The sequence below is a fragment of the Streptomyces sp. NPDC002156 genome (assembly GCF_053593675.1).
In genome coordinates, this window is the sequence record NZ_JBSFDA010000002.1 from 1 (window position 1) to 19,185 (window position 19,185).

A 19,185-nucleotide genomic window follows, 5' to 3' on the forward strand; every position below is an offset into this window, starting at 1 on the left:
TCTCGACCTCCTCGGCGGTGAGGGGGAGCGGCGTCTTGTCGCGCAGCGCACTCCACTCGGCACGGGTGAGGTCGACGTAGGGAGTCGCCTCCGGCACCGACTGGGCGCCCATGCCCAGCCCGGTCAGCCGGTCCATCAGGAGCGCCACGGCGGCCATGAAGTCCATCTGGCTGCGCGGCTGCCCGGAGTCCGTGAAGTACGCGGGACGCTCCGCGAGCAGCTCCAGACCGCGCGCCTCGTTCCCGGTCAGCGCGCAGAACTCGACGTGGTCTGCGTACGCGCCCCGCATGCTCTCCATGGGCCGGACCAGCCGGAAGCCGCGGAGGTGGTGCGCGCGCGCCTCGTCCAGGCGGCCGAGCCGCAGCAGCGGGCCCAGGGAGGACGCCAGGACGGTGTGCGGCTCGTGGGCGCATGTGAACTCGCCCTCCAGGACCGGCCGCCACAGGTCGAGCGCCTCCGCGTCCGCGCCCCGCTCGGCCTGCCACCAGCCCTGGCTGTGCAGTTCGCAGGCATGGCAGTCGGCCATGCTGTCGCGGTCGGCGGCCAGCCAGGCCGCGTACGCCCGTTCGGCCCGCGCAAGATCGCCGACATGCGCGGCCACACTGAACTCGGCGCCGCGCACGGCCCGTTCGGAGTGCCCGGCGAGCCGGTAGCGGTGCTCCATCTCGCCGAGCCACTTCTCGATGGAGGCCAGCGGGATGTGCGGCTGGTCCAGCATGCCCGCGGTCATCCACTTGAAGACCCAGTGCAGCGTGTGGACCTCGTACTCGTCGAAGTCCTCGGGCCGCTCGTCCCACATGCGCAGCAGACGCGCGAAGGGGACGAACATCCGGTCCTTCTCGGAGCTGTAGTTGTAGGCCTTCAGCTGGTGCCCGAGCGCCTCGATCACGGCGAGCGGGATGTTCAGCTTCTCGGCCTCGGCCAGCAGCTGCTCCGCGCGCGCGTTGCGGGCCGGTCCCTCGGGCTGCTCGGCGTTGAGTGCCATGGCCTCGCGGAGCGCGTCGAAGTCCTTGATCTCGTTCATCGCCGGCCGTCCTCCGTGGGCTCCGTGGGATCGCTGTGGGTGGCCCACTCCAGGAGGCCGATGAACGCACGGTTCAGCAGCGCGGAGTCCGCGGGCCGCAGCGGGCGCTGCGCCATGAGCAGCGCCTGTCCGTACAGGGACTCCGTGGCGGTGCCGATCAGTTCCGGGTCGTCCAGGGAACTGATCCTCCGGATCAGCGGGTTGAGATGGTTGAGCACCAGCCGCGCGCGCGGGGCGCTGCCCCGCAGCGAGCCGAGGATGCCGGCCCACAGGTCGTCGGCCTGCTCGGCGGCCTCCGCGCGGGCCTGCTCGTGCCGGGCCGCCCGGTCGTCCAGGTGCAGCGCGGGCACCGACAGCGGATGGAAGGCGCGCAGGACGACATCGCACCCCAGGGGGTCGAGTTTGGCCCGCGCGGCCCCCAGGAACGCCGCCAGAGCCAGCTCCTCGGCCGGGTCGACGGCGTCCAGGTGGGCGGTCACGGTGTCGGCGTCCAGCTCGGCGACCACGGTCCCCGGGCGCACCGACGGCAGCGCCTCGATCAGCTCGCTGTCGTACGTGTAGCCGCCGTTGACGACACCGACGCCCTGCGCTGACGCGATCGGCGCGACCTGCCGGTACTCCTCGACGCTCCGGGTGAAGTGCACCACCGGGTGCCGCTGCGCGAACTCCTCCAGGGACAGCTGCCCGTCGGTCGTCTCGAAGGGGAGCCACGGCAGCATCGTGCGCAGCATCTCCTTGTCGTGCCTGGCCAGGGACTTGACGCCCAGGTGGTGCACCGACAGGAACGCGGACAGCCGCTCCGGATCACCGGCGGCGAGCCCGGTCAGCCAGGAGCGAATCCTTTCCCCCAACGCCTCGCGTACGGCGGCCAGCGTCTCGTCCTCGTACAGCGACTCACGCGAAGCCGTCGGCCGCAGACTGTCCGTGTCCAGCACGCACCGCACGAAGAACGCCCAGTCGGGCAGCAGCTGTTCGGCCCGCTCGGTGAGCAGCATGCCCTTCAGATGCACGCGGTGACTCGCGCGCTGCGCCGGACTCACCGAGGACGGCAGGACGTACGCCACCCCGCGGATCCCCGCGAGCGGCACGTCCAGGTCGATCGAGTCCAGCGGCGAGAACCCGAACAGGTCGTGACAGTGCCGCTGAAGGGCCACCCTCCGGGTGGCGGGCGACGGGTACGGACGGTTCCAGGGCGCGGGCAGATCGGTGACGGCCTCGTCGCCCACCCGCACGTCGTACGGCAGCAGCGACCCGAAGTCCCGCGCCAGCGCCAGCACCCGCTCCGCGGTGAGCCACTCGCCGGCCCCGGGCCGCGCCACCAGGTGCACGGTGGTGCCCGGTTCGGTCCTGGCGTCGTCGGGCAGCGTACGCACGGTGTACGAACCGTCGTCCGCGGCCGTCCACTCCACGGGCGGCGCGTCCGGCGTACGGGCGCTGCGGCTGACGACCCTGATCCGCTCGGCCACGACGAAACAGGCCAGCAGCCCGATCCCGAACTGGCCGAGGAACTCCGAACGCGCCTCCTGGATGTCGCCGGGGTCCGCCCGCTTGGAACTGCGGCCGATGGTCGCCAGCAGGTTGTGCACGTCCGCCTCGGTGAGACCGACCCCGGAGTCCTCGACCCGCAGGGTGCCGCCCTCCGCGTACAGCCGCACCCGCGCCGGGGCGTCGGGCTGCTCCGCGCGCCGGGCGGTGATCGCGTCCACGGCGTTCTGCAGCAGCTCGCGCAGGTAGACCTTGGGGCTGGAGTAGAGGTGATGGGAGAGCAGGTCCACGAGGCCGCGCAGGTCGACCTGGAACGTATGCGGTGACTGGGATGCCTGGGATGACTGTGAGGTCTGGGAGTCCATCGTCGCAGCGCCGGAGGGGGGACCAGGTTCTGGCGACGGCGCGGGGTCGGGCGGTCCCGGTGAGGCGGTGACCGCGGGGGATGGCCGGGCGCGCCATCCTAGGCCCCGAACGAGCCGTCTGACCAGCGGATTCGCTATACGTATACGGGAATGTCAGTGGTGTGGTGTGCAATGGATCTCGTGCCCGCACTGGAAGAACCACTGAAGCAACCACTGAAATCAGTGCTCGGCCCCGCCACCGCGAAGGTGATGGCCGAGCACCTCGGCCTGCACACCGTCGGCGACCTCCTGCACCACTATCCGCGCAGGTACGAGGAGCGGGGCCAGCTCACCCACCTGGCCGACCTCCCCATGGACGAACACGTGACGGTGGTCGCCCAGGTGGCCGACGCACGCCTGCACACCTTCGCCTCCTCGAAGGCCCGGGGCGGCAAGGGCCAGCGCCTGGAAGTCACCATCACGGACGGCAGCGGCCGGCTCCAACTGGTCTTCTTCGGCCACGGTGTCCACAAACCCCACAAGGAACTCCTCCCCGGCACCCGCGCACTGTTCGCGGGCAAGGCGTCGGTCTTCAACCGCCGCCTCCAACTCGCCCATCCGGCGTACGAGTTGCTGCGGGGGGACACCGACGAGGCGGCGGAGACGGTCGATTCCTGGGCGGGCGCACTGATCCCGCTGTACCCCGCCACGGCGAAGCTGGAGTCCTGGAAGATCGCCAAGTCGCTGCAGACGGTGTTGGACCTCGCCCAGGAGGCCGTCGACCCCCTGCCCCCCTCCCTCCGGGAGGGCAGGGGCCTCGCCACCCTCCCCGAGGCGCTCCTGAAGATCCACCGCCCGCACACCAAGGCGGACATCGAGGACGCGCGCACCCGCCTCAAGTGGGACGAGGCGTTCGTCCTCCAGATCGCTCTGGCACGCCGCCGCCACGCGGACGCCCAACTCCCGGCGGTCCCCCGCAGACCGACCCCGGACGGCCTCCTCACCGCCTTCGACGCGAAGTTGCCCTTCACCCTCACGGAGGGCCAGCAAAAGGTCTCCAAGGAGATCTTCGACGACCTGGCGGCGGAACACCCGATGCACCGTCTGCTCCAGGGGGAGGTCGGTTCGGGCAAGACGATGGTGGCCCTGCGCGCCATGCTCGCCGTCGTCGACGCGGGCGGTCAGGCCGCGATGCTCGCGCCCACCGAGGTGCTCGCCCAGCAGCACCACCGGTCGATCACCGAGATGATGGGGGAGTTGGCCGAGGGCGGCATGCTCGGCGGCGCGGACAAGGCCACCAAGGTGGTCCTCCTGACGGGCTCCATGGGCACCGCGGCCCGCCGCCAGGCGCTCCTCGACCTCGTCACCGGCGAGGCGGGGCTCGTGATCGGCACGCACGCGCTGATCGAGGACAAGGTCCAGTTCCACGACCTCGGCCTGGTGGTGGTCGACGAACAGCACCGCTTCGGCGTAGAACAGCGCGACGCTCTGCGCGGCAAGGGCAAACAGCCCCCGCATCTGCTGGTGATGACCGCCACCCCCATTCCCCGTACGGTCGCCATGACCGTCTTCGGCGACCTGGAGACCTCGGTCCTGGACCAGCTGCCGGCAGGCCGCTCGCCCATCGCCAGCCATGTCGTTCCGGCCGCCGACAAGCCCCATTTCCTGGCGCGCGCGTGGGAGCGCGTGCGCGAGGAGGTCGAGGGCGGGCATCAGGCGTACGTGGTCTGCCCACGCATCGGGGACGAGGAGGACGACCCGAAGAAGGCGGGCAAGAAGAAGCCGTCCCCCGAGGACGAGGCCGAGAAGCGCCCGCCGCTCGCCGTGGTGGAGGTGGCCGAGCAACTCACCCGGGGGCCACTCCAGGGGCTGAAGGTCGAGATCCTGCACGGCCGGATGCACCCCGACGACAAGGACGCGGTGATGCGCCGCTTCGCCGCCGGGGAGACGGACGTCCTGGTGGCCACGACGGTCATCGAGGTCGGCGTCAACGTGCCCAACGCGACCGCCATGGTGATCATGGACGCCGACCGTTTCGGCGTCTCCCAGCTCCACCAGCTCCGCGGCCGCGTCGGCCGAGGCTCGGCGGCCGGCCTCTGCCTCCTGGTCAGCGAGATGCCCGAGGCGAGCGCGGCCCGCCAGCGCCTCAACGCCGTCGCGGCCACCCTCGACGGCTTCGAACTCTCCCGCATCGACCTGGAACAACGCAGAGAGGGCGACGTCCTGGGCCAGGCCCAGTCGGGCGCCCGCACATCCCTCCGCATGCTCACGGTCATCGACGACGAGGAAATCATCGCGGAGGCAAGGGAGGAGGCGGCGGCGGTCGTAGCGGCAGACCCGGACCTGGAGAACCTCCCGGGCCTACGCACGGCACTGGACGCCCTGCTGGACGAGGAGAGGGAGCAGTACCTGGACAAGGGGTGAGCCATTTTCTCTCCGCCCAGGGGCAGCGCGCCCCAAAGGGGCGCGGGGCTGTGACATTTGCGGCTCCGCCGCGTGGGCGCGACCAGCCCCCACCGGCCCGCAGTCGCCAACACCACAACGCACCCCCCACCCCCTCCTGCGAAACTGAACCCGCAACCACCTCACGGCCACGGACAGAGGACCCCAGATGACCCGCGTGATCGCCGGCACAGCCGGCGGACGACGCCTAGCCGTCCCGCCGGGCACCGGCACACGCCCCACATCGGACCGCGCCCGAGAGGGCCTCTTCTCCACCTGGCAGGCACTCCTGGGCGGCCCCCTGGACGGCGAACGGGTCCTCGACCTGTACGCGGGCTCGGGCGCCGTAGGCCTGGAGGCGCTCAGCCGCGGCGCAGGCCACACCCTCCTCGTGGAGGCCGACCCCCGCGCCGCCCGCATCGTCCGCGAGAACGTCAAGTCGCTCGGGCTGCCCGGCGCCGAGGTCAGGGCGGGCAAGGCGGAACAGGTTGTTCAGACGGCGTCCACACAGCCGTACGACATCGTCTTCATCGACCCGCCGTACGCCGTCCCGGACGACGATCTTCGCGAGATCCTGCTCACACTCCGGGCGGGGGGCTGGCTCGCGGCCGAAGCCCTCGTCACCGTGGAGCGCAGCACCAGAGGCGGCGAATTCGGGTGGCCGGACGGCTTCGAAGCGCTCCGGGCCCGTCGCTACGGCGAGGGAACGTTTTGGTACGGTCGCGCCGCCTCTACGTGCGAAGACGCACGATGACCGGACCGGAGAGCGAGGGATCACTAGTGCGCCGCGCCGTCTGTCCCGGGTCGTTCGACCCGATCACCAACGGACACCTCGACATCATTTCCCGTGCCTCCCGTCTGTACGACGAGGTCTATGTCGCGGTCATGATCAACAAGTCCAAGAAGGGCCTGTTCGAGATCGACGAGCGGATCGACCTGATCCGCCAGGTCACCGCCGAGTTCGGAAACGTCCGGGTCGAGTCCTTCCACGGCCTCCTCGTCGACTTCTGCAAGCAGCGCGACATCCCGGCCATCGTCAAGGGCCTGCGAGCCGTCAGCGACTTCGACTACGAACTCCAGATGGCCCAGATGAACAACGGTCTGTCCGGCGTGGAGACGCTCTTCGTGCCGACCAACCCCACCTACAGCTTCCTGTCCTCCTCGCTGGTCAAGGAGGTGGCCGCCTGGGGCGGGGACGTCTCCCACCTCGTACCGCCGCTCGTCCTGGAAGCCCTCGACGGCCGCCTCAAGAAGGACTGACCGACGCACTGGCCGACGGGCTGACGAAGAACTGACAAACCGTCACTCGGTGTCGGGCGGGGCGACAGGAGTCGTACAGTCGACCCCGTCCGTCTTCATCACAGCTGTAGAGAGTGGCGAGCACACGGTGGACGTGCAACAGAAGCTCGACGAGATCGTCTCCTCGGTCTCCAGTGCCCGGTCGATGCCCATGTCGGCCTCGTGCGTGGTCAACCGCGCCGACCTTCTCGCGATGCTGGAAGAGGTGCGCGCGGCCCTGCCCGGCTCCCTCGCACAGGCACAGGAGCTGATCGGCGACCGGGAGCACATGGTCGAGCAGGCCCGTCAGGAGGCCGACCGGATCATCCGGACCGCCCATGAGGAGCGCGGCTCGCTGATCTCCGACACGGAGGTCGCCCGCCGCTCCCAGAACGAGGCGGACCGCATCCTCGCCGAGGCCCGCAAGGAGGCCGAGGACGTCCGCGCCGAGGCCGACGACTACGTCGACTCCAAGCTCGCCAACTTCGAGGTCGTCCTCACCAAGACCCTCGGCTCCGTCGGCCGCGGCCGCGAGAAGCTCCTCGGCACCGGCCCCGGCCTCGACGAGCAGGGGTACGAGGACGAGGACGCCCCCGAGCGCAGCCACGACCCCGAGACCCTGCGCCTCAACGCCGACAAATACGTCGACGTGAAGCTCGGCGCCTTCGAGGCCGTCCTCGCCAAGACCCTGGAGGCCGTCGGCCGCGGCCGGCAGACCCTGCACGGCCGTATCGCCTCCGACGACCTCGGCGCCCTCGGCCAGGACGACGACGGCAGCCCCAGGCAGCACACCAGCGACGCCGACTACCTCGCCGACCTCGCCGACTCCCCGGACTCCCTGGGGGAACAGCCCCGGGCGGCAGAGATCCCGGCCCAGCAGCAGTACGGCCAGCAGGACCAGTACGGGTACCAGCAGCCCGCCGACCCGTACGGCGGCTACCAGCAGGCGTACGCCCAGCAGCAGGACCCCTACGGCTACCAGTCGGCCGACCCTTACGCCTACCAGGGGTACGACGGTCAGCAGGCCGCCTACGACCCCGCCCAGGTCCAGCAGGGGCACGTCCAGCCGGAACAGCAGCAGCCGCATCAGCCGCACGCCCTCGACGAGACCAGCTTCTTCGACACGACCATGATCAGCGCCGAGCAGCTGCGCGCCTACGAACAGGGTCGCGGCGGGCAGTAAGTGCCCGCGCGGGGACCGGATTGGGCCGTGGGCGGAAGGTCCAGTATCCTGGCTCTTCGGTCGCGTGTACCTCTGCGATCACCGCTGCCCGGAAGACGGGCGGCCGAGCATCGAAGATCGAAAGCAGGAATGGCTCTGAACGCCCGCCTCGACCACCGCAACCCTCTTGTGTTCGACACACACGAGCTGGGGCGGCGTCCTGGCGCGCTGCAGCGCCTGACCCGTGAGATCGACGCTCCCAAGGACTTCGGTCTCGCGGGAGTCATCGGAGTGCCGGAAGGCGCGCCGGTGGAGCTCGAACTCCGCCTGGAGTCGGTCATGGAAGGTGTGCTTGTCACAGGCACCGCCCGTGCACGCGCCAAGGGGGAGTGCGTAAGGTGTCTGGAGCCGCTCGAGCAGCAGCTCGAAGCGGATTTCCAGGAGATGTTCTCGTACCCTGACGCCGACGACCGGGGCCGTGTGAAAGCGGAGCCGGCCGACGACGCCGAGGAAGACGAGGACACGCTCTTCATCGAGGACGGCTTGTTCGACCTCGAACCCGTGCTGCGTGATGCGGTGGTGCTCGCACTGCCGATGCAGCCGGTGTGCCAGGACGACTGCCCCGGCCTGTGCTCCCAGTGCGGAGCCCGGCTGGCGGACGACCCGGACCACCACCATGATGCCGTCGACATCCGTTGGGCGGCACTGCAGGGACTCGCAGGTTCACTCGAACCCGGCGAGAAGGACGAGATCAGCGGCGCCGACGCGGAAGCGGGCGTCGACGAGAAGCAGGAGAAGTAGCCGTGGCTGTTCCGAAGCGGAAGATGTCGCGCAGCAACACGCGCCACCGCCGGTCGCAGTGGAAGGCTGCGGTCCCCACCCTGGTTGCGTGCGAGCGTTGCCAGGAGCCCAAGCTGCAGCACATCGCGTGCCCGTCTTGCGGCACTTACAACAAGCGCCAGGTCCTCGAGGTCTGAGCGGCTGGTGAGAGGCTTCATGTCTGACGCCCAGGCGGACTCGACCGCCAAGAAAAAAACGGCGGACACGGCCTCGTCCCACACGCTTCTGGAAGGGCGGCTCGGCTACCAGCTGGAGTCCGCCCTTCTGGTGCGTGCACTGACCCACCGTTCGTACGCGTACGAGAACGGCGGTCTGCCCACCAACGAGCGGCTGGAGTTCCTCGGGGACTCCGTGCTCGGCCTGGTGGTCACGGACACGCTGTACCGCACCCACCCCGACCTCCCAGAAGGCCAGTTGGCCAAGCTGCGGGCCGCGGTGGTCAATTCTCGTGCGCTCGCGGAGGTGGGCCGTGGGCTCGAACTCGGCTCCTTCATCCGGCTCGGCCGCGGTGAAGAGGGCACGGGCGGGCGGGACAAGGCGTCCATCCTCGCCGACACCCTCGAAGCGGTGATCGGCGCTGTCTATCTCGACCAGGGTCTCGACGCGGCGGGCGAACTCGTCCACCGTCTCTTCGACCCGCTGATCGAGAAGTCCTCGAATCTCGGTGCCGGCCTGGACTGGAAGACCAGTCTCCAGGAACTCACCGCGACCGAAGGGCTCGGTGTTCCCGAGTACCTGGTCACGGAGACCGGTCCGGACCATGAGAAGACCTTCACTGCTGCCGCCCGCGTCGGAGGCGTCTCGTACGGCACCGGCACCGGCCGCAGCAAGAAGGAGGCGGAGCAGCAGGCTGCGGAGTCGGCCTGGCGTTCCATCCGTGCTGATGCGGATGAACGTGCCAAAGCGGCTGCCGAGGCTGCCTCTGTTGAGGCCGCGGTGCCTGTTGAGGAGGACGTGGAGGCGTCTTCCTCGACCTCTGCCTGAGGTTGCTCGCGTGCACCAGTGCTTGTCCCTGGCGGGGCTTGCACTGGTGTTTTCGGTTGTTCTTCGACTGCGGGCCGGTGGGGGCTTGTCGCGCAGTTCCCCGCGCCCCTAAAGAACGGGGGTTTCCTGTGCCTGAGTTGCCTGAAGTTGAAGTTGTTCGGCGGGGGCTTGCTCGGTGGGTTGCCGAGCGGATCGTTGCCGATGCCGAGGTGTTGCATCCTCGGGCCGTGCGGCGGCATCTTGCCGGGGCCGACGACTTCACTCACCGCCTCAAAGGGCATCGCATCGGTGCGCCCAGTCGGCGCGGCAAGTATCTGTGGCTGCCGCTGGAGGACAGCGGGCAGTCGGTGCTCGCGCATCTCGGGATGAGTGGGCAGCTGCTCGTTCAGCCGAACGACGCCGTCGATGAGAAGCATCTGCGGATTCGGGTGCGGTTCGCCGACGACCTCGGTACCGAGCTGCGGTTCGTCGATCAACGCACCTTTGGTGGGCTGTCGTTGCACGACAACACGCCCGACGGGCTGCCCGACGTCATCGCCCACATCGCGCGCGACCCCCTCGACCCGCTGTTCGACGACGAGGCCTTTCACCAGGCGCTGCGCCGGAAGCGTACGACCATCAAACGGGCCCTGCTCGACCAGTCGTTGATCAGCGGTGTCGGCAACATCTACGCGGACGAGGCCCTTTGGCGGTCCCGCGTCCACTACGAACGTCCGACCGCCGGCTTCACCCGGCCGCGCACGGCCGAACTCCTGGGCCATGTACGGGATGTGATGAACGCGGCGCTGGCCGTTGGCGGCACGAGTTTCGACAGTCTGTATGTCAACGTCAATGGCGAATCGGGGTACTTCGACCGCTCGCTCGACGCGTACGGACGCGAGGGACTGCCGTGCAAGCGGTGTGCGACGCCGATGCTCCGCCGTCCCTGGATGAACCGGTCCAGCTACTTCTGTCCGAAGTGTCAGAGAGTCCCGCGCGCGGTGTCGTAGCGTTCCCGAGCCGCCAGTACGGAGTCCATGCGGCCCTCCACGCAGTGGATGAGCGACAGCAGGCGCTCGGCGACCTCGTGGCCCAGGGGGGTCAGTTCGTAGTCCACGCGGGGCGGGTTCGTCGGCTGGGCCTCGCGGTGGACCAGGCCGTCGCGCTCCAGGGCCTGGAGAGTCTGGGAGAGCATCTTCTCGCTCACGCCGTCGACACGGCGGCGCAGCTCGTTGAAGCGGAGCGAGCCCTCCTGGAGGGCGCCGAGCGTGAGCGCGCCCCAGCGGCCCGTGACGTGTTCCAGCGTGCCGCGCGACGGACACGCCTTGGCGAACACGTCGTAGGGGAGGTTCTGCTCCTCCGTGGCGTTCATCATGACTCCAGCGTACGCGAGCGCAGCGCTGACCTGAAGATTGCGCTAACCAATGGTTAGCGCAATCCTCGGTCGCTCAGCCGGTTCTGCCGGTCAGTAGCCGAAGTCCTGCGTCCACCAGGGGCCGCCCGAGCCGAAGTGGACACCCACTCCCAGCGTCTTGAAGTCGCAGTTCAGGATGTTCGCCTTGTGGCCGGGGCTGTTCATCCAGGCCTCCATCACCGCGGCCGCGTCGGCCTGGCCCCGGGCGATGTTCTCGCCGCCGAGGCTGGTGATGCCGGCCTTGTCCGCACGGTCCCAGGGCGAGAGGCCGTCGGGGTCGGTGTGGTCGAAGAAGTCCCGGGCGGCCATGTCGTCGCTGAACGCCTCCGCCAGCTCTCGCAGGGCGCTGTTCGCCGCCACCGCGCTGCAGCCGACCTTCGCCCGCTCCTCGTTGACGAGCTTGAGCACCTCAGCCTCGGCGGCGGCCTCCGCGGTCACCGTGATCGGGGCGGAGGACTGCTGCTTCTCCTTCGACTTCGTCGGCGTGGGCGTCGGAGTCGCCTTCGGTTCCTTGGTGGGAGTGGCCGAGGGCTTCTTCGGCGGGGCCTCGGTCGTCGGGGCCGCCGACGCGGTCGACGTCGAGGGGGAGGGAGACGGGGACGAGGTGTCGCGGTCTGCGTCGCGGCTCGTCGACGTACCGCTGTCGCGGTCTGTGTCTGCGTTGCCTGACGTGCCGCCCTGCTGGGTCTCGTCGTTCGTCGGGGAGTCCGCGGCCTGCACCTTGTCGCCGTTGCTGCCGCCGCCGCCGAGCGTGTACTTGTCACCGCCGCCGGGCAGCACGCCCGTGGCGACCGCGACCGTGCCCAGGGCTACCGCCGCGGAGACGCCGAGAAGGCCCGTACGGATCGGCCTGGACGACCGCTTCTTGCGGCGGCGCGTACCCCCGGCGCCCAGTCCGTCGAAGGGGCTGTCGCCGTTCAGTGCCCCGTGGGCGCCGGTGTCGTCCGGGGCGAAGAGGTAGGCGTTGCTCTTCGCGTAGGCCTCGGAGTGTGCCTCGGGGTTGAGATAAGGGGCGATGCCCACGGTCGTGGGCGCGTCCTCCCACAGCGTGCTGTAGGCGGTGTGCGGAGTGTGTGTGGGCGGGACCTGGGAGTCGTACGGTCCGTGATCGGATCCGTGACCACCCGTGCCCGAATCGTATGTTTCCGTGACCCCCGTGGCGCGACCCGTGGTGGCGCGGCCGGCGGCGGAGCGTCGGTGGCGTCCCATGTTTTGGCCTTCCTCGTCCTTGCGGTCCGGGTAACTCACTCGATCGAGTGAGTTTCATATGAGATTCGTTGGGTGGGGACGGTACCCCATGGCGCAAGGGGAGGAAGTGCTGAGAGAGACATTGGCCCGTTAGCGTGCACCCATGAACGAGGATGTACGGCTGGTCGCCTGGGTGCGCGGACGCGTCCAGGGTGTGGGTTTCCGCTGGTTCACGCGGGCGAAGGCCCTGGAGATCGGCGGCCTGAGTGGTTTTGCTCTCAATTTGGACGACGGACGTGTGCAAGTGGTCGCGGAAGGTCCGCGTCCGGGCTGTGAAGGACTGCTCGACTGGCTGCGGGGGAGCGACACGCCCGGCCGCGTGGACGGCGTCACCGAGATCTGGGACACACCTCGCCGGATCTACGACGGCTTCGCCATCCGCTGAAGGGGTTCTGTAAAGGGGCCCAGGCGACGGCCCGTGGACATGCCACGCGCACCTGTCCACAGCAGAAACGGCCTGGTGGTTGCCAAGAAGCGCAGGTCGTGGCAGGCTCCGCAGAAAACGCTTGTCGTCACGCCCGCGGGCCCCGCCGGAGTCGCAGCGCCGCCCCACAGGGGCCGTGCGCCACGGTGCCGCCCGCCAATACAGGGCGTGATCGTGTTGACCGTCAAACTTTTTGGTGAGACGCTGAAAGCCCCGCGCACCTTAGCTGTTTGGCATGTAAGAACGGCAGCAAGAACTCCAGAGTGCCAAGCATCGCGGGTGCGATTCCCTCACGACCCACACCGCTTCGGTCGGTCACTCAGTGTGGAGGACCATCAATCATGGCAAAGGCGCTTCTCGGTTACGTCGGCGGCTCTGACCCGCGACTCCTCGCCGAGATGCGACGGCTCCAGCAGCGCGTACAGGACCTGGAATCCGAACTCGGACGCATCCAGGCGGAGAACGACGAGCTGACGGCTGCCGCTTCTCACGACTCGCTTCTCGAGAGCATCGACGCACGCCAGGCGGAGCCCGCGCTCACCTGATCACTGCATCGGTCACGACACGCAGTGGTTGGCTGCCCGTATCAACCGCTAAGTCGTCAGAGTTCAGATTTTCGCCAGAGTATTGCAAGGGACGCTTCGGCGTCCCTTCTTTATTTCCCCCGGTGCTTCGGTACCTGGGTGCTTGTGTGGGTGCCTCGGTGCTTCCTCAAGCGCTTGCACTCTCTTTAACGTCTGGTGTGCCCTGCACGTTCATCCGTGAAACCGCGGGGTATCCGGGGGTTCAGTGTGTGACATAACGGCGGAAGGTAGAGTCCAGCGGCGTGCACCTCAAGGCCCTGACCCTCCGAGGGTTCAAGTCGTTCGCCTCGGCGACCACGCTCCGGTTCGAGCCGGGCATCACGTGTGTCGTGGGGCCCAACGGTTCTGGCAAGTCCAACGTCGTGGACGCGCTCAGCTGGGTCATGGGCGAACAGGGCGCCAAGTCGCTGCGCGGCGGCAAGATGGAGGACGTCATCTTCGCCGGCACGACCGGCCGTCCGCCGCTGGGCCGCGCCGAGGTGTCGTTGACGATCGACAACTCCGACGGCGCGCTGCCCATCGAGTACGCCGAGGTCACCATCACGCGGATCATGTTCCGCAACGGCGGCAGCGAGTACCAGATCAACGGCGACACCTGCCGGCTCCTCGACATCCAGGAACTGCTGTCCGACTCCGGCATCGGACGCGAGATGCACGTCATCGTCGGCCAGGGCCAGCTGGACTCCGTACTGCACGCCGATCCGATGGGCCGCCGCGCCTTCATCGAGGAGGCGGCCGGCGTACTGAAGCACCGCAAGCGCAAGGAGAAGGCGCTGCGCAAGCTGGACGCGATGCAGGCGAACCTCGCCCGTGTCCAGGACCTCACCGACGAACTGCGGCGCCAGCTGAAGCCGCTGGGGCGGCAGGCGGCGGTGGCGCGCAGGGCCGCGGTCATCCAGGCGGACCTGCGCGACTCCCGGCTCCGGCTCCTCGCCGACGACCTCGTACGGCTGCGGGCGGCGCTCCGGACGGAGGTCGCGGACGAGGCCGCGCTCAAGGAACGCAAGGAGGCGGCGGAGGCCGAGCTGAAGAAGGCGCTCCAGAGCGAGGCGCTGCTGGAGGACGAGGTACGGCAGCTCACCCCGCGCCTCCAGCGCGCACAGCAGACCTGGTACGAGCTGTCCCAGCTCGCCGAACGTGTACGCGGCACCGTCTCGTTGGCCGACGCGCGCGTGAAGAGCGCCACCTCCGCCCCCGACGAGGAACGGCGTGGCCGTGAGCCCGAGGACATGGAGCGCGAGGCCGCGCGCATCCGGGAGCAGGAGGCCGAGCTGGAAGCGGCCCTGGAGGCCGCCGAACACGCGCTGGAGGACACGGTCGCGCACCGCGCCGAACTGGAACGCGAACTCGCGGTCGAGGAACGGCGCCTGAAGGACGTGGCCCGCGCGATCGCCGACCGCCGCGAGGGCCTGGCCCGGCTGAACGGCCAGGTCAACGCGGCCCGTTCACGTGCGGCCAGCGCCCAGGCCGAGATCGACCGCCTCGCCGCCGCCCGCGACGAGGCCCAGGCACGTGCGGTCGCCGCCCAGGAGGAGTACGAGATCCTGAAGGCCGAGGTCGACGGCCTAGACGCGGGCGACGCGGACCTGGCGGAACAGCACACCACGGCGAAGGCAACCCTGGCCGACGCGGAAGCGGCCCTCACGGCGGCCCGCGAGGCGGCCACGGCAGCGGAACGTCGGCGCGCCGCCACCCAGGCCCGCCATGAGGCCCTCGCTCTCGGCCTGCGCCGCAAGGACGGCACGGGCGCGCTCCTGGCCGCCCAGGACCGCCTCACGGGCCTGCTCGGCCCGGCGGCCGAACTCCTGACGGTCACCCCGGGCCACGAGGTCGCCGTGGCCGCCGCCTTCGGCGCGGCGGCGGACGCCATCGCGGTGTCGACCCCGGCCGCGGCAGCAGCCGCGATCCGCCTCCTGCGCAAGCAGGACGGGGGGCGCGCTTCGCTGCTGTTGGCGGGGGCGCCTGAGCTGGAGGGCGGTGGGCCGCGGCGGTCCGGGGGTTCGGCGGGGGAGCCGGGTCCGGGTGCGCTTGGCTCGGTGGGTGCTGTGGGGGGCGGTCCGGGGGCTGGTGAGGGGCCGGGTGGCGGCTCGGGTTCTGGGGGCGGTTCGCCGGAGACGGGTGTCCGTGGCTCGGTGAGTCCTGCGGATGGTGTGGGTGCGGGTGGCTCGGCGGCTTCTGGGGATGCCGGTGGGCGGTCGGGGAATGGCTCGGGTTCTGCGGGCGGTTTGCCGGAGGCGGCACCGCGCGTGGCGGGGGAGCCGGGTGCAGGTCCAAGTGACTTGGCGGGCGTTGCGGATACCCACGGAGGGCAGTCGAGTGCCCGGCTCGACCCTGCGGGCGACGAGTCCGGCGGTGGCCTTGGCGCGCGACAGCACGTGGTGGTCCCCGCGCAGGACGGCTCGGCTTTCGGGGGTGTACGCGGTGCCGGCGTCGGCGGTTCGGTCGAGGACGCCGGAATCCGTGCTGGACAGGCGGCCGACGCCGAGGGCCGGTCGGGTGCGGGCGCCGCTCCGGGCAGTGGAACCGCCTCCGGTGATCGTGACGTGGCCCAGAGCAGCGGGCGCGGAGCGCCTCTCCTCGCCGCCGATCTCGTCCGGGGCCCCCTCGAACTCATGCCCGCCGTACGGCGGTTGCTGCGTGGGATCGTCGTTGTGGAGACGCTCGAAGATGCCGAGGAACTGGTGTACGCGCGGCCGGAGTCGACCGCCGTGACCGCCGAAGGGGATCTGCTGGGCGCTCACTTCGCGCACGGTGGGTCCGCCGGGGCGCCGAGCCTGCTGGAGGTGCAGGCCTCCGTCGATGAAGCCGCCGCGCAGCTCGATGAACTGGCCGTGCGGTGCGAGGAGTTGGCCGGGGCGCAGCAGCTCGCCGTGGAGCGGCGCAAGGAGTGTGCCGCGTTCGTCGAGGAGATCGGGGAGCGGCGCAGGGCCGCCGACCGGGAGAAGTCGGCCGTCGCCCAGCAGCTCGGGCGGCTCGCCGGACAGGCCAGGGGCGCCGCCGGAGAGGCCGAGAGGTCCACCGCGGCTGCGGCGCGGGCGCAGGAGGCGCTCGACAGGGCCGTACAGGATGCCGAGGAGCTTGCGGAGCGGTTGGCCGTCGTCGAGGAGATGCCCGTCGAGGAGGAGCCCGACACGGGGGTACGGGATCGGCTCGCCGCCGATGGTGCCAACGCGCGGCAGACCGAGATGGAGGCCCGGCTCCAGGTCCGTACGCACGAGGAGCGGGTGAAGGGGCTGGCCGGACGGGCCGACTCGCTCGACCGGGCCGCCCGTGCCGAACGCGAGGCACGCGCGCGTGCCGAGCAGCGGCGGGCGCGGCTCAGACACGAGGCGGCCGTCGCCGAAGCCGTCGCCTCCGGGGCCCGGCAACTGCTCCTGCACGTCGAGGTGTCGCTCGGGCGGGCCGAGGCCGAGCGGGTCGCCGCCGATGCCGCCAAGGCGCGGCGGGAGCAGGAACTGGCCGCCGCTCGCGGTCAGGGGCGCGATCTCAAGGCCGAACTGGACAAGCTGACGGACTCCGTGCACCGGGGTGAGGTGCTCGGCGCCGAGAAGCGCATGAGGATCGAGCAGCTGGAGACCAAGGCGCTGGAGGAGCTGGGCGTGGAGCCCGAGGGGCTCGTCGACGAGTACGGCCCGCATCAGCTGGTGCCGCCCTCGCCCCCCGCCGAGGGCGAGGAGCTGCCCGAGGACCCGGAGCACCCGCGCAACCAGCCGAAGCAGTTCCACCGGGCCGAGCAGGAGAAGCGCCTCAAGGCGGCCGAGCGGGCCTACCAGCAGCTCGGCAAGGTCAATCCGCTCGCCCTGGAGGAGTTCGCGGCGCTGGAGGAACGCCACAAGTTCCTGAGTGAGCAGCTCGAGGATCTGAAGAAGACGCGCGCCGATCTGCTTCAGGTTGTGAAGGAGGTCGACGAGCGCGTCGAGCAGGTCTTCACCGAGGCGTACCGGGACACGGCCGTGCAGTTCGAGGGTGTCTTCAGCCGGCTGTTCCCCGGCGGTGAGGGGCGGTTGATCCTGACCGACCCCGACAACATGCTCACCACCGGTGTGGATGTGGAGGCCCGGCCCCCTGGCAAGAAGGTCAAGCGGCTCTCGTTGCTCTCCGGTGGCGAGCGCTCACTCACCGCCGTAGCGTTGCTGGTGTCGATCTTCAAGGCTCGGCCGAGCCCCTTCTACGTCATGGACGAAGTCGAGGCGGCCCTCGACGACACCAACCTCCAGCGGCTCATCCGCATCATGCAGGAGCTGCAGGAGGCCTCGCAGCTCATCGTGATCACGCACCAGAAGCGGACGATGGAGGTCGCCGACGCGCTGTACGGCGTCTCCATGCAGGGCGACGGCGTGTCGAAGGTGATTTCACAGCGGCTCCGCTAGTCCGCCGCCCCTCCTCCGCCCCGCGTCCCTCTCCTCTACAACACTTCAAGACTTAAACACAGTCCGGTCACGGGTGCCTCTTTTCTCACACCCGTGGCCCTCTTGACTTAGAAACTTGAAGGAATAGTCTCGGCAACGTCGTTTTTACATTCAGGTACCACCTACCTGGGAGCTGTACGTGACCAGCGCTGAGCAGGCACTCAAGTCAGGAGCCGTGACGGCTCACCCCGAGCACCTCGGGCACGTCATCTTCATCGCGGCGGCGGCCGCGATGGGCGGATTCCTCTTCGGCTACGACAGTGCCGTGATCAACGGCGCGGTCGAGGCCATCCGGGACCGCTACGACATCGGCTCCGCGGCCTTGGCGCAGGTCATCGCCATCGCGCTGATCGGCTGTGCCATCGGTGCCGCCACCGCCGGACGCATGGCCGACCGCATCGGCCGTATCCGCTGCATGCAGATCTCCGCCGTGCTGTTCACGATCAGTGCCGTCGGCTCCGCGCTGCCCTTCTCCCTGTACGACCTCGCCTTCTGGCGGATCATCGGCGGCTTCGCCATCGGCATGGCCTCCGTCATCGGCCCCGCCTACATCGCCGAGGTCGCCCCGGCCGCGTACCGGGGCCGGCTCGGCTCCTTCCAGCAGGCCGCGATCGTCGTCGGCATCGCCATCTCGCAGCTGGTCAACTGGGGCATCCTGAACGCGGCCGGCGGTGACCAGCGCGGCACGCTGCTGGGCGTCGAGGCCTGGCAGGTCATGCTCGGTGTGATGGTCGTACCGGCGGTGCTGTACGGGCTGCTGTCTTTCGCGATCCCCGAGTCGCCGCGCTTCCTGATCTCCGTCGGCCGTGACGAGCGCGCCCGTGAGGTGCTGCGCGAGGTCGAGGGCGACGGCATCGACATGGACGCCCGGGTCGCCGAGATCGAGCACGCCATGAAGAGCGAGCACAAGTCCACCTTCCGGGACCTGCTCGGCGGCACCTTCTTCTTCAAGCCGATCGTCTGGATCGGCATCGGGCTCTCGGTGTTCCAGCAGTTCGTCGGTATCAACGTGGCGTTCTACTACTCCTCGACGCTGTGGCAGTCGGTCGGCGTCGACCCGACGGAGTCGTTCTTCTACTCCTTCACCACGTCGATCATCAACATCGTCGGCACCGTCATCGCCATGATCTTCGTCGACCGGATCGGCCGTCGGCCGCTCGCGCTCATCGGTTCCGTCGGCATGGTCGTCGGGCTCGCCCTGGAGGCCTGGGCCTTCTCCTTCGACCTCGTCGACGGCAAGCTGCCCGCCACCCAGGGCTGGATCGCCCTGGTCGCCGCTCACATCTTCGTCCTCTTCTTCGCCCTCTCCTGGGGTGTCGTCGTCTGGGTCTTCCTCGGCGAGATGTTCCCGAACAAGATCCGCGCCGCCGCACTGGGCGTGGCCGCCGCCGCACAGTGGATCGCCAACTGGGCCATCACCGCGAGCTTCCCGTCACTGGCCGACTGGAACCTCTCCGCGACCTACGTGATCTACACGATCTTCGCCGCGCTCTCGATCCCGTTCGTGCTCCGGTTCGTCAAGGAGACGAAGGGCAAGACGCTGGAGGAGATGGGCTGATACCCGGTAC

At 69.6% G+C, this 19,185-nt stretch carries 15 protein-coding genes and 1 pseudogene; 12 read left to right on the plus strand and 4 right to left on the minus strand.

From position 1 onward, the window contains the following. Both ACWCRB_RS01455 and ACWCRB_RS01460 read right to left on the minus strand, forming a co-directional pair. Positions 1-1,024, minus strand: a pseudogene (locus tag ACWCRB_RS01455) (tetratricopeptide repeat protein); the annotation flags it as partial. Further along, on the minus strand, positions 1,021-2,874 hold the full coding sequence (locus ACWCRB_RS01460; protein WP_450994065.1) for an HSP90 family protein: 1,854 nt from the start codon (positions 2,872-2,874) through the stop codon (positions 1,021-1,023). The gene ACWCRB_RS01460 and the pseudogene ACWCRB_RS01455, both read right to left, overlap by 4 nt. 171 nt (positions 2,875-3,045) lie before the next feature. On the opposite strand from ACWCRB_RS01460, the gene recG reads away from it, so the two are divergent. From recG to mutM, 8 genes are all read left to right on the plus strand, one after another. Further along, positions 3,046-5,277, plus strand: coding sequence for an ATP-dependent DNA helicase RecG (recG, locus tag ACWCRB_RS01465; RefSeq protein ID WP_450994066.1), 2,232 nt, complete (start codon positions 3,046-3,048; stop codon positions 5,275-5,277). A gap of 187 nt (positions 5,278-5,464) precedes the next feature. Beyond that, entirely contained in the window at positions 5,465-6,049 is a 585-nt protein-coding gene (gene rsmD, locus ACWCRB_RS01470; RefSeq protein WP_450994067.1) for a 16S rRNA (guanine(966)-N(2))-methyltransferase RsmD, read from the plus strand. Positions 6,050-6,075: 26 nt separating this feature from the next. Further along, a complete protein-coding gene (gene coaD, locus ACWCRB_RS01475) occupies positions 6,076-6,555 on the plus strand; it encodes a pantetheine-phosphate adenylyltransferase (RefSeq protein WP_235479875.1) in 480 nt (159 codons plus the stop codon). A gap of 127 nt (positions 6,556-6,682) precedes the next feature. Further along, positions 6,683-7,756, plus strand: coding sequence for an ATP synthase F0 subunit B (locus tag ACWCRB_RS01480; protein ID WP_450994068.1), 1,074 nt, complete (start codon positions 6,683-6,685; stop codon positions 7,754-7,756). 129 nt (positions 7,757-7,885) lie between these two features. Continuing rightward, positions 7,886-8,536: a YceD family protein gene (locus ACWCRB_RS01485; protein WP_235474579.1), complete on the plus strand. Its 651-nt coding sequence runs from the start codon at positions 7,886-7,888 to the stop codon at positions 8,534-8,536. A gap of 2 nt (positions 8,537-8,538) precedes the next feature. Further along, positions 8,539-8,712 carry a 50S ribosomal protein L32 gene (gene rpmF / locus ACWCRB_RS01490; RefSeq protein ID WP_030753522.1) on the plus strand — a complete coding sequence of 58 codons (174 nt, stop codon included), beginning with the start codon at positions 8,539-8,541 and terminating at the stop codon, positions 8,710-8,712. Positions 8,713-8,731: 19 nt separating this feature from the next. Continuing rightward, on the plus strand, positions 8,732-9,559 hold the full coding sequence (gene rnc / locus ACWCRB_RS01495; protein WP_450994069.1) for a ribonuclease III: 828 nt from the start codon (positions 8,732-8,734) through the stop codon (positions 9,557-9,559). A gap of 128 nt (positions 9,560-9,687) precedes the next feature. Continuing rightward, complete coding sequence (gene mutM / locus ACWCRB_RS01500; RefSeq protein ID WP_450994199.1) at positions 9,688-10,548, plus strand: bifunctional DNA-formamidopyrimidine glycosylase/DNA-(apurinic or apyrimidinic site) lyase; 861 nt, start codon at positions 9,688-9,690, stop codon at positions 10,546-10,548. On the opposite strand, the gene ACWCRB_RS01505 is transcribed toward mutM, so the two are convergent. Both ACWCRB_RS01505 and ACWCRB_RS01510 read right to left on the minus strand, forming a co-directional pair. Beyond that, positions 10,521-10,913, minus strand: coding sequence for a winged helix-turn-helix transcriptional regulator (locus tag ACWCRB_RS01505; protein ID WP_405535233.1), 393 nt, complete (start codon positions 10,911-10,913; stop codon positions 10,521-10,523). The two genes, mutM and ACWCRB_RS01505, sit on opposite strands and share 28 nt — an antisense overlap. Before the next feature lie 90 nt (positions 10,914-11,003). Then, complete coding sequence (locus tag ACWCRB_RS01510; protein ID WP_450994070.1) at positions 11,004-12,161, minus strand: CAP domain-containing protein; 1,158 nt, start codon at positions 12,159-12,161, stop codon at positions 11,004-11,006. Positions 12,162-12,303: 142 nt separating this feature from the next. On the opposite strand from ACWCRB_RS01510, the gene ACWCRB_RS01515 reads away from it, so the two are divergent. The 4 genes from ACWCRB_RS01515 to ACWCRB_RS01530 all read left to right on the plus strand — a co-directional run bounded on the left by ACWCRB_RS01515 (position 12,304) and on the right by ACWCRB_RS01530 (position 19,175). After that, positions 12,304-12,585, plus strand: a complete 282-nt coding sequence (locus ACWCRB_RS01515) for an acylphosphatase (RefSeq protein ID WP_235474576.1) — start codon at positions 12,304-12,306, stop codon at positions 12,583-12,585. Positions 12,586-12,965: 380 nt separating this feature from the next. Next, positions 12,966-13,169, plus strand: a complete 204-nt coding sequence (locus tag ACWCRB_RS01520; protein WP_006375438.1) for a hypothetical protein — start codon at positions 12,966-12,968, stop codon at positions 13,167-13,169. A 281-nt stretch (positions 13,170-13,450) separates the two neighbouring features. Further along, a complete protein-coding gene (locus ACWCRB_RS01525) occupies positions 13,451-17,578 on the plus strand; it encodes an AAA family ATPase (protein ID WP_450994071.1) in 4,128 nt (1,375 codons plus the stop codon). A gap of 178 nt (positions 17,579-17,756) precedes the next feature. Continuing rightward, positions 17,757-19,175 (plus strand): sugar porter family MFS transporter, encoded by a 1,419-nt coding sequence (locus ACWCRB_RS01530; protein ID WP_450994072.1) that lies wholly within the window; start codon positions 17,757-17,759, stop codon positions 19,173-19,175. Positions 19,176-19,185: the final 10 nt, after the last annotated feature.